Consider the following 10085-nt stretch of genomic DNA (forward strand, 5'->3'; position numbering starts at 1 on the left):
CACAAAAAAAGTCAACGCACATAATTTATCATTAATACAAATACATTAAGCCAATTAAATTCATGACCTGAATGAATGGATAACCTTAAACGCTGTTTATCTGATAATTATGCCAGACGTATATTACCGTAAACCTCAGGCCCGATTCTGATTTTGTCTTCAGGCCAGCTCATTCGCACTTATAAATTAAAAAACATTAAATACCCTCATTATTATACGCAGCTACATTTTATTTTTTATCCCTCTGCCCCAACTACCGGTTCATGGCATATATCGGTTAATGGGTATTTAAAGGAACAGTAATGACGAATCATTTCAGACGCTTACCCTTATCCGGTTTCATTGTCTGCGCGGTACTGCTCACTGGATGCGATGGTCAGGAAAAACAACAACAACCCCCGCAGGCACCTCAGGTCAGCGTGCATATCGTGAAAAGCGCGCCTCTGGCTGTTACCACTGAACTCCCGGGCAGAACCGATGCATTTCGGGTTGCGGAGGTTCGTCCTCAGGTTAGCGGCATCATCCTGCGTCGCAACTTCACGGAAGGGAGTGATGTTAAAGCGGGTGAGTCACTTTATCAGATTGATCCCGCGACCTATCAGGCAGCCTATGACAGCGCGAGAGGCGAGCTGGCGAAGGCCCAGGCGGCAGCCAATATTGCGCACCTGACCGTGAAACGTTATCTCCCACTGGTGGGCACACAGTATGTCAGCAAGCAGGAGTATGACCAGGCTGTAGCAACGGCTCAGCAGGCAGACGCCAGCGTCGTTGCTGCAAAAGCCGGTGTTGAAAGCGCGCGTATTAACCTTGCGTACACCAAAGTTACGTCGCCTGTCGATGGCCGCATCGGTAAATCCAGCGTAACCGAAGGGGCTCTCGTCACCAACGGACAAGCCACAGCCCTGGCAACGGTCCAGCAGCTTGATCCAATTCATGTCGATGTCACCCAGTCCAGTAATGAGTTTATGCGTCTGAAACAGACGAGTCTGCAAAAAGGCGAGTCCGCCAGTACCGTTGAGCTGCTGATGGAAAATGGTCAACCCTATCCACTGAAGGGCACTTTGCAGTTCTCTGACGTCACGGTCGATGAGAGTACCGGCTCGATAACCCTGCGCGCCATTTTCCCGAATCCGCAACATCTGCTGTTACCCGGCATGTTCGTTCGTGCCCGCATTGATGAAGGCACGCAGCCGGATGCAATCCTGGTTCCACAGCAGGGTGTGACCCGTACGCCGCGAGGCGATGCAACCGTTATGGTGGTGAACGATAAAAACCAGGTTGAGGCACGTACCGTCGTCGCCCCGCAGGCAATTGGCGATCGCTGGCTGGTAACGGAAGGGCTGAAAAACGGTGACCGCGTTATTGTCAGCGGGTTACAGAAAGTCAGACCGGGGGCAACCGTGGTCGCCACGCCTGATACCACCACCGCTCCAGCCAGTTAAGGGACGACAACATGGCTAATTTCTTTATTCAGCGGCCGGTTTTCGCCTGGGTACTTGCCATCATTTTAATGATTGCCGGCGGGCTGGCCATTCTCAAACTTCCCGTCGCACAGTATCCGACCATTGCGCCTCCTGCGGTGGCGATATCCGCAACCTATCCGGGGGCTGATGCGCAAACGGTGCAGGATACCGTGACTCAGGTTATCGAACAGAACATGAACGGTATCGATAACCTGATGTATATGTCTTCCACCAGCGACTCGGCAGGTAACGTCACGATCACCCTCACCTTCGAGTCAGGAACCGACCCAGACATCGCCCAGGTGCAGGTTCAGAACAAACTGCAGCTCGCCATGCCGCTCCTGCCGCAAGAGGTACAGCAACAAGGGATTGGCGTTGAGAAGTCCAGCAGCAGCTTCCTGCTGGTCGCAGGTTTTGTTTCAGATAACAAACATCTCACGCAGGATGACATCTCCGACTATGTCGCCTCAAACGTCAAAGATGCCATCAGCCGAACGTCTGGCGTCGGCGACGTCCAGCTGTTTGGCGCCCAGTATGCGATGCGCATCTGGCTCGACAGCAATGCGATGAACAAATATCAGCTGACGCCGCTGGATATTATCAACCAACTGAAAACGCAGAATGACCAGATAGCGGCAGGCCAGTTGGGTGGAACGCCGTCTATTCCCGGGCAGCAGCTGAACGCCTCGATCATCGCGCAAACCCGCCTGAAATCACCGGAAGAGTTTGGCCGGGTCACGCTCAAAGTGAATCAGGATGGCTCGATGGTGCATCTGAAGGATGTGGCTCGCATTGAGCTGGGCGGCGAAAACTACAACATGGTGACAAAAATCAATGGGCAGGCGGCAACCGGCCTGGGGATTAAGCTGGCGACCGGGGCAAATGCGCTGGACACGGCGGCAGCCATCAAGAGCAAGCTGGCGCAACTGCAGCAGTTCTTCCCGCAGGGGCTGAAGGTTGTCTACCCCTATGACACCACACCTTTTGTGAAAATCTCCATCCACGAAGTGGTGAAGACCCTGTTTGAAGCGATTATTCTCGTCTTCCTGGTCATGTACCTGTTCCTGCAAAACCTGCGGGCGACACTCATCCCGACTATCGCGGTTCCGGTCGTTCTGCTGGGGACCTTCGCGGTTCTGGCGGCGTTCGGTTTCTCCATCAATACCCTGACAATGTTCGGCATGGTGCTGGCGATAGGTCTGTTGGTGGATGACGCCATCGTGGTCGTCGAGAACGTTGAACGCGTCATGGTAGAAGACAAGCTGCCGCCGAAAGAGGCCACGCAGAAATCGATGGGGCAAATCCAGGGTGCGCTGGTGGGGATCGCCATGGTGCTCTCAGCGGTCTTTATTCCAATGGCCTTTTTTGGCGGTTCAACGGGGGCAATCTATCGCCAGTTCTCACTGACGATCGTTTCCGCCATGGCGCTCTCCGTACTGGTGGCGCTGATCCTGACGCCCGCACTCTGTGCAACGTTGCTTAAGCCCGTCTCCGGCGACCATCATGCGCAGAAAGGGGGGTTCTTCGGCTGGTTTAATGCGCGCTTTGATAAAAGTGTGGAGCACTACAGCAACAGCGTGAGCGGTATTTTGCGCAAGACCGGCCGCTATCTGGTGGTGTATGTCATTATTGTCGGCGGGATGGCGGTGCTCTTTCTTCGTTTACCGACCTCCTTCCTGCCCGAAGAGGATCAGGGGGTGTTTATGACGATGGTTCAGCTCCCGGCGGGGGCAACCCAGACGCGCACTCAGCAGGTCCTCGACCAGGTTCAGGATTACTATCTGAACAAAGAGAAGGCGAATGTGGAATCCGTCTTCACCGTTAACGGCTTTAGCTTTAGCGGCCAGGGTCAGAACTCCGGCATTGCCTTCATCAGCCTGAAGCCCTGGGAGGAGCGCCCGGGGGCGGAAAATGGCGTCGAAGCCATTGTGGGTCGCGCGACCAAAGCCTTCAGTCAGATTAAGGATGGTCTCGTGTTCCCGTTTAACCTGCCTGCAATTATTGAGCTGGGCACCGCCACGGGCTTCGACTTTGAGCTGATTGACCAGGCTAACCTGGGGCATACCCAGCTGACGCAGGCGCGTAACCAACTGCTCGGCATGGTGAAAGAGCACCCTGACCTGCTGGTTCGCGTGCGTCCTAACGGTCTTGAAGATACACCTCAGTTCAAGCTGGATGTCGATCAGGAGAAAGCGCAGGCGCTGGGTGTCAGTATTTCTGACGTTAACCAGACGATCTCGACGGCGTTAGGTGGCACCTATGTGAATGACTTTATCGATCACGGACGCGTGAAAAAGGTCTACGTCCAGGCCGACGCAAAATTCCGTATGCTGCCGGGCGATATTAACAACCTTTACGTGCGCAGCGCGAATGGGGAAATGGTCCCGTTCTCTGCCTTTAGCAACGCGCACTGGGTCTATGGTTCACCTCGCCTGGAGCGCTACAACGGGATGCCATCAATGGAGATCCTCGGTGAATCAGCCCCGGGGAAAAGTACCGGTGAGGCGATGGTGATGATGGAAAGCCTGGCGGCAAAACTGCCCTCCGGCATCGGCTATGACTGGACGGGAATGTCTTATCAGGAGCGGCTTTCGGGTAACCAGGCGCCGGCGCTGTACGCCATTTCACTGATTGTGGTGTTCCTGTGTCTGGCGGCCCTGTATGAAAGCTGGTCCATTCCGTTCTCAGTCATGCTGGTGGTGCCGCTGGGTGTCATTGGAGCGCTGCTTGCAGCGTCGCTGCGCGGGTTAAACAATGACGTCTATTTCCAGGTCGGCCTGCTGACGACGATTGGTTTATCGGCGAAAAACGCCATTCTGATCGTCGAGTTTGCCAAAGACCTGATGGAGAAAGAAGGTAAAGGTATTATTGAAGCCACACTGGAAGCGTCAAGGATGCGCCTTCGCCCCATCCTGATGACCTCCCTGGCCTTTATTCTCGGCGTCATGCCGCTGGTGATCAGCACCGGGGCCGGGAGCGGCGCGCAAAACGCGGTGGGTACGGGCGTGATGGGAGGGATGCTTTCCGCAACGCTTCTGGCCATTTTCTTCGTGCCCGTTTTCTTTGTGGTTGTCCGCCGACGATTCACCCGCCATAAAGAGTAATGTTTTCCTGAAAGGCACCTTTGGTGCCTTTTTATTTTTAACATAAACAACGAATTAGACTTTACAGAATAGCAGCGTTAAAATCAGGGCAGTTTGCATTAAGTAAAAACAGCCTTTTACAGCTTCATAATTGCTCCATTAATTCTTCCTGAAACCGATTTTTCTCCACGATTTTTACAAACGACATAAATTGAGATTATTCCTCGTGTAACACGGTCTTACCCCGGTGGTAAAATAACCTCCAGTTCGTTAATTGCCCTCCTGGCTTTATAGCGGACGAGAAATAATACTGAGGTAACATCATGAAAAGATTCATTTCCGTTGCACTCCTCGCTGCGTTGCTTGCTGGTTGCGCGCACGACTCTCCATGTGTACCGGTTTACGATGACCAGGGCCGACTGGTTCATACCAATACCTGTATGAAAGGCACTACCCAGGATAACTGGGAAACAGCGGGTGCTATCGCCGGTGGCGCAGCCGCTGTGGCGGGTTTGACGTTGGGTATCGTTGCCCTGACCAAATAACATCTGTTCAGAAGCGCGGCTCCGGCCGCGCTTTTGCTTTTAAAGAGTGCAGTGTTTTCAAATAAGTAAAAAAAATAGCCCCGTATTTATTCACATAATTAATTTCAGCCAGAAGCCAGTCACAACTTTTCCGTATACTCATTTAAATTTCATATTCTATCGTGATGATTTTCACACATTATTCCTATTGAATACCCTGCCAATATTCACTCTGGAAACTATCTCTTCATCTCCTCTGACTCTCGTTAAAACTTTTGCTCCGATTTGTGGCACAGGTTGTAATTTCGCACCGTTTCGGGGCGCTCGTTTTATTTAAGCCTGTCTACACTCAGCATTAAGCGTTCACTTCTCACTTATTTTGTCGAACGCAAAACTGGCATTACGTTTGCTTTATAAACGTTGGCCAACGCCACAGACAGGTAAAGCGTTTTTAAAACGCCTCTATAACGATAAATTCGCCACACAGGATGCATTATGAAAAAGACGATGATAGCCAGCCTGGCCGCTGCAGGCATGTTGTTTGCCGTAGCCGGTCAAGCCCATGCGGGAACGACACTGGATGCCGTTAAAAAGAAAGGTTTTGTTCAATGTGGTATCAGTGACGGTTTGCCTGGCTTCTCCTATGCCGATGCGAACGGCAAATTTACCGGTATTGATGTGGATGTCTGCCGTGGCGTCGCGGCTGCCGTTTTTGGTGATGACAGCAAAGTAAAATATACCCCGCTGACGGCGAAAGAGCGCTTTACGGCGCTGCAGTCCGGTGAGGTTGACATGCTCTCCCGTAATACCACCTGGACCTCCTCCCGCGACGCGGGTATGGGAATGTCATTTACCGGCGTGACCTATTATGACGGCATCGGCTTCCTGACCCACAACAAAGCGGGCCTGAAAAGCGCGAAAGAACTGGATGGTGCCACCGTCTGTATCCAGGCTGGTACTGATACCGAGCTGAACGTCGCAGACTATTTCAAAGCCAATAACATGAAGTACACCCCTGTGACATTTGACCGCTCGGATGAATCGGCTAAAGCGCTGGAGTCCGGTCGTTGTGACACCCTGGCTTCTGACCAGTCTCAGCTGTATGCCTTACGTATTAAGCTGAGCAACCCGGCTGAGTGGGTTGTCCTGCCTGAAGTGATCTCAAAAGAACCTCTCGGACCCGTGGTACGCCGTGGCGATGAAGACTGGTTCTCCATTGTTCGCTGGACATTGTTTGCCATGCTGAACGCAGAAGAGATGGGCATCAGCTCGAAAAACGTGGATGAGAAAGCCGCGAATCCATCCAACCCGGATATGGCGCACCTGCTCGGTAAAGAGGGTGATTTCGGTAAAGATCTGAAGCTGGATAACAAGTGGGCTTACAACATCATCAAACAGGTGGGCAACTACTCTGAGATCTTTGAGCGCAACGTGGGATCGGATAGCCCGCTGAAGATCAAACGCGGCCAGAACAATCTCTGGAATAACGGCGGTATTCAGTACGCGCCACCAGTACGTTAAGTCATAGCTGTAACGGGCACTGCTCAGGCGGTGCCCACTCCAGAGTCATGGTTATTGAGGTTTCTTTATGTCCCATCGCCGCTCAGCCGTAAAAGGATCGCTATCCTTTTCTCATCCCGCGGTCCGCGCCTGGCTATTCCAGATTATTGCTATCGTTGCGGTTGTTCTCATCGCCGTGTATCTCATCCATAACACAATCACCAACCTGAATAACCGCGGCATTACCTCCGGTTTTGCGTTTTTGGATCGCAGCGCAGGGTTTGGCATTGTTCAGCACCTTATTGATTACCAGGAAGGAGACACCTACGGACGCGTGTTCGTCGTCGGTTTATTGAATACGCTGTTGGTCTCGGCGCTGTGTATCGTCTTCGCATCGATACTGGGGTTCTTTATCGGCCTGGCGCGTCTTTCTGAAAACTGGCTCCTGCGGAAACTGTCGACTGTTTATATCGAGACGTTCCGTAATATCCCACCACTGCTGCAGATCTTCTTCTGGTATTTCGCCGTACTGCGTAACCTTCCGGGTCCCCGTCAGGCCGTCGACGCGTTTGAGCTGTTTTTCCTCAGTAACCGAGGGTTGTCCATTCCTTCTCCTCTGCAAGGTGAAGGGTTGTATGCGTTCATCGCCGCAATTGTGATAGCGCTTGTTCTCTCAGCCGGAGTATTCCGTTTTAATCGCAAGCATCAGATCAAAACCGGGCAGCTTCGCAGAACCTGGCCCACGGCGGCTGTCCTGATTGTTTGCCTGCCGCTGCTGGCACACTGGCTGTTCGGAGCAGCGCTACACTGGGATATTCCGCATCTGCGTGGCTTTAACTTTCAGGGCGGGATGGTATTAATTCCTGAGCTGGCAGCACTGACGCTGGCGCTGTCGATTTATACGTCCGCGTTTATCGCTGAGATTATCCGAGCAGGGATCCAGGCCGTACCTCACGGACAGCACGAGGCGGCACGCTCTCTGGGTTTGCCCCATACCGTGACGCTTCGCCAGGTCATCATTCCTCAGGCTTTACGGGTCATTATTCCTCCCCTGACCAGCCAGTATCTGAACATTGTCAAAAACTCGTCGCTGGCCGCAGCCATAGGCTACCCCGATATGGTGTCACTCTTCGCCGGAACCGTGCTTAACCAGACCGGACAAGCCATTGAAACCATCGCGATCACCATGTCTGTCTATCTGATCATCAGCCTGGTGATTTCATTGCTGATGAACCTTTATAACCGTCGTATAGCACTGGTCGAGCGCTAAGGATCTATGATGACAAAAGCGATACTGTCGCACGCCTCGCGCCCTGCCAATTCGACAGGTGGACGCTTCATTCTGTGGGCGCGTAAGAATCTGTTCTCCAGCTGGAGTAATAGCCTGCTGACGATCGTCTGTATGTGGCTAATGTGGGAATTGATCCCGCCTCTGCTGAACTGGGCATTTTTACAGGCTAACTGGGTCGGTACCACCCGGGCAGACTGCACCAAAGCTGGTGCTTGCTGGGTATTTATTCATGAGCGTTTCGGTCAGTTCATGTATGGATTGTATCCGCATGAACAGCGCTGGCGTATAAATCTGGCGCTGGTAATCGGCCTGCTCTCTGTCGCGGTCATGTTCTGGAAAAAGCTGCCTCATCGTGGACGCTACATTGCCGGTTGGGCGGTGGTTTATCCCATCATTGTCTGGATACTGCTGTATGGCGGGTTCCTGGGGCTGGAACGCGTAGAAACACGCCAGTGGGGTGGTCTGACGCTGACGCTGATCATCGCTTCGGTGGGAATAGCCGGCGCGCTGCCGTGGGGGATTTTACTTGCCCTGGGACGGCGTTCAAAAATGCCGATCGTACGCGTGCTCTCCGTTATCTTCATTGAGTTCTGGCGCGGCGTGCCGCTTATCACCGTTCTGTTTATGTCTTCGGTCATGCTGCCGCTGTTTATGGCAGAAGGCACCACGATAGACAAACTGATCCGTGCGCTGGTCGGGGTGATTCTCTTCCAGTCCGCCTATGTTGCTGAAGTTGTACGAGGTGGGCTGCAGGCGTTACCTAAAGGCCAGTACGAAGCGGCGGAATCACTGGCGCTCGGTTACTGGAAAACGCAGGGACTGGTCATTCTTCCACAAGCTCTCAAGCTGGTTATCCCGGGACTGGTCAACACGATCATTGCCCTCTTCAAAGATACCAGCCTGGTGATCATCATCGGGTTGTTCGATCTCTTTAGCAGCGTGCAACAGGCCACCGTGGACCCTGTCTGGCTGGGCATGTCCACAGAAGGATATGTCTTCGCAGCCCTTATCTACTGGATCTTTTGTTTTAGCATGTCGCGCTACAGCCAGCATCTGGAAAAGCGCTTTAACACCGGGCGTACACCGCACTGAGGAAATTATGAGCCAAATAACTATGACACCCGCCGACGCGATGATTACGCTGGAAAATGTGAATAAATGGTACGGACAGTTCCATGTCCTGAAAGACATTAATCTCAAGGTAAAGCAGGGGGAACGCATCGTTCTTTGCGGCCCTTCCGGCTCCGGGAAATCCACAACCATTCGCTGTATTAACCATCTTGAAGAACATCAGCAAGGACGCATTGTGGTTGATGGTATCGAGCTGAATGAAGATATCCGCAACATTGAACGCGTGCGTCAGGAAGTGGGAATGGTATTCCAGCACTTTAATCTTTTTCCACACCTGACCGTTCTGCAGAACTGTACGCTTGCGCCAATTTGGGTACGAAAGATGCCGAAAAAGGAAGCGGAGGCGCTGGCAATGCACTACCTCGAACGCGTACGTATTGCAGAGCATGCCAATAAATTTCCTGGTCAGATATCGGGTGGCCAACAGCAGCGCGTGGCTATCGCCCGCTCGCTTTGTATGAAGCCGAAAATTATGCTGTTTGATGAACCGACGTCAGCCCTGGATCCTGAGATGGTGAAAGAGGTGCTGGATACCATGATTGGGCTGGCACAATCCGGCATGACCATGCTGTGTGTGACACATGAAATGGGATTCGCGAGAACCGTGGCCGACCGGGTGATCTTTATGGATCGCGGGGAGATTGTTGAGCAGGCACCACCGGATGAGTTCTTTGCCCATCCTAAGTCAGAACGCACGCGAGCCTTCCTGTCGCAGGTGATTCATTAACCTGCTCTCTTGCCCGGAGGCGCGTTGCCTGCCGGGCCTACGGTTTTCACGGCAATCATAACGCAAAAAGGCCATCCTTTCGGATGGCCTTTTCACTTGTTTGATGTCTGGCAGTTCCCTACTCTCACATGGGGAGACCCCACACTACCATCGGCGCTACGGCGTTTCACTTCTGAGTTCGGCATGGGGTCAGGTGGGACCACCGCGCTAAAGCCGCCAGACAAATTCTTTTACTTCTTGCCGAACTTTAACCTAAGTATAAAGTGGTGCTGATACCCAGAGTCGAACTGGGGACCTCACCCTTACCAAGGGTGCGCTCTACCAACTGAGCCATATCAGCACGCTAAATTTGATGCCTGGCAGTTC

7 protein-coding genes, 1 tRNA gene and 1 rRNA gene are annotated in these 10085 nt (G+C 52.8%); 7 read left to right on the top strand and 2 right to left on the bottom strand.

The window, feature by feature from the left end; all coding sequences use genetic code 11:
* The first annotated feature begins 302 nt into the window (after window positions 1-302).
* From SP99_RS20130 to SP99_RS20160, 7 genes are all read left to right on the top strand, one after another.
* Window positions 303-1442: an efflux RND transporter periplasmic adaptor subunit gene (locus SP99_RS20130; protein WP_047959575.1), complete on the top strand. Its 1140-nt coding sequence runs from the start codon at window positions 303-305 to the stop codon at window positions 1440-1442.
* Window positions 1443-1453: 11 nt separating this feature from the next.
* On the top strand, window positions 1454-4567 hold the full coding sequence (locus tag SP99_RS20135) for an efflux RND transporter permease subunit (RefSeq protein ID WP_047959576.1): 3114 nt from the start codon (window positions 1454-1456) through the stop codon (window positions 4565-4567).
* Between the two features lie 302 nt (window positions 4568-4869).
* Window positions 4870-5091: a lipoprotein gene (locus SP99_RS20140; RefSeq protein ID WP_008502867.1), complete on the top strand. Its 222-nt coding sequence runs from the start codon at window positions 4870-4872 to the stop codon at window positions 5089-5091.
* 474 nt (window positions 5092-5565) lie between these two features.
* Window positions 5566-6591, top strand: coding sequence for an amino acid ABC transporter substrate-binding protein (locus SP99_RS20145; RefSeq protein WP_047959577.1), 1026 nt, complete (start codon window positions 5566-5568; stop codon window positions 6589-6591).
* 67 nt (window positions 6592-6658) lie between these two features.
* Window positions 6659-7840: an amino acid ABC transporter permease gene (locus SP99_RS20150; protein ID WP_047959578.1), complete on the top strand. Its 1182-nt coding sequence runs from the start codon at window positions 6659-6661 to the stop codon at window positions 7838-7840.
* A 9-nt stretch (window positions 7841-7849) separates the two neighbouring features.
* The gene (locus SP99_RS20155; protein ID WP_047959579.1) at window positions 7850-8953 is read left to right on the top strand and encodes an amino acid ABC transporter permease; all 1104 of its coding nucleotides are present in this window, start codon (window positions 7850-7852) and stop codon (window positions 8951-8953) included.
* 7 nt (window positions 8954-8960) lie between these two features.
* Window positions 8961-9719 carry an amino acid ABC transporter ATP-binding protein gene (locus tag SP99_RS20160; protein WP_014171880.1) on the top strand — a complete coding sequence of 253 codons (759 nt, stop codon included), beginning with the start codon at window positions 8961-8963 and terminating at the stop codon, window positions 9717-9719.
* Between the two features lie 105 nt (window positions 9720-9824).
* Here the strand turns inward: SP99_RS20160 and rrf are convergent.
* Both rrf and SP99_RS20170 read right to left on the bottom strand, forming a co-directional pair.
* A 5S ribosomal RNA gene (rrf, locus tag SP99_RS20165) occupies window positions 9825-9940 on the bottom strand.
* Window positions 9941-9983: 43 nt separating this feature from the next.
* Window positions 9984-10059: transfer RNA gene (locus SP99_RS20170), tRNA-Thr, on the bottom strand.
* Between the last annotated feature and the right edge of the window lie 26 nt (window positions 10060-10085).

Origin of the sequence: Enterobacter sp. BIDMC92, from assembly GCF_001030225.1 — a bacterium.
Classification (GTDB): domain Bacteria; phylum Pseudomonadota; class Gammaproteobacteria; order Enterobacterales; family Enterobacteriaceae; genus Enterobacter; species Enterobacter sichuanensis.

Coding starts and splice junctions, on each gene's coding strand:
- SP99_RS20130 (WP_047959575.1), top strand. CDS start 303: ATGACGAATCATTTCAGACGCTTACCCTTATCCGGTTTCATTGTCTGC.
- SP99_RS20135 (WP_047959576.1), top strand. CDS start 1,454: ATGGCTAATTTCTTTATTCAGCGGCCGGTTTTCGCCTGGGTACTTGCC.
- SP99_RS20140 (WP_008502867.1), top strand. CDS start 4,870: ATGAAAAGATTCATTTCCGTTGCACTCCTCGCTGCGTTGCTTGCTGGT.
- SP99_RS20145 (WP_047959577.1), top strand. CDS start 5,566: ATGAAAAAGACGATGATAGCCAGCCTGGCCGCTGCAGGCATGTTGTTT.
- SP99_RS20150 (WP_047959578.1), top strand. CDS start 6,659: ATGTCCCATCGCCGCTCAGCCGTAAAAGGATCGCTATCCTTTTCTCAT.
- SP99_RS20155 (WP_047959579.1), top strand. CDS start 7,850: ATGACAAAAGCGATACTGTCGCACGCCTCGCGCCCTGCCAATTCGACA.
- SP99_RS20160 (WP_014171880.1), top strand. CDS start 8,961: ATGAGCCAAATAACTATGACACCCGCCGACGCGATGATTACGCTGGAA.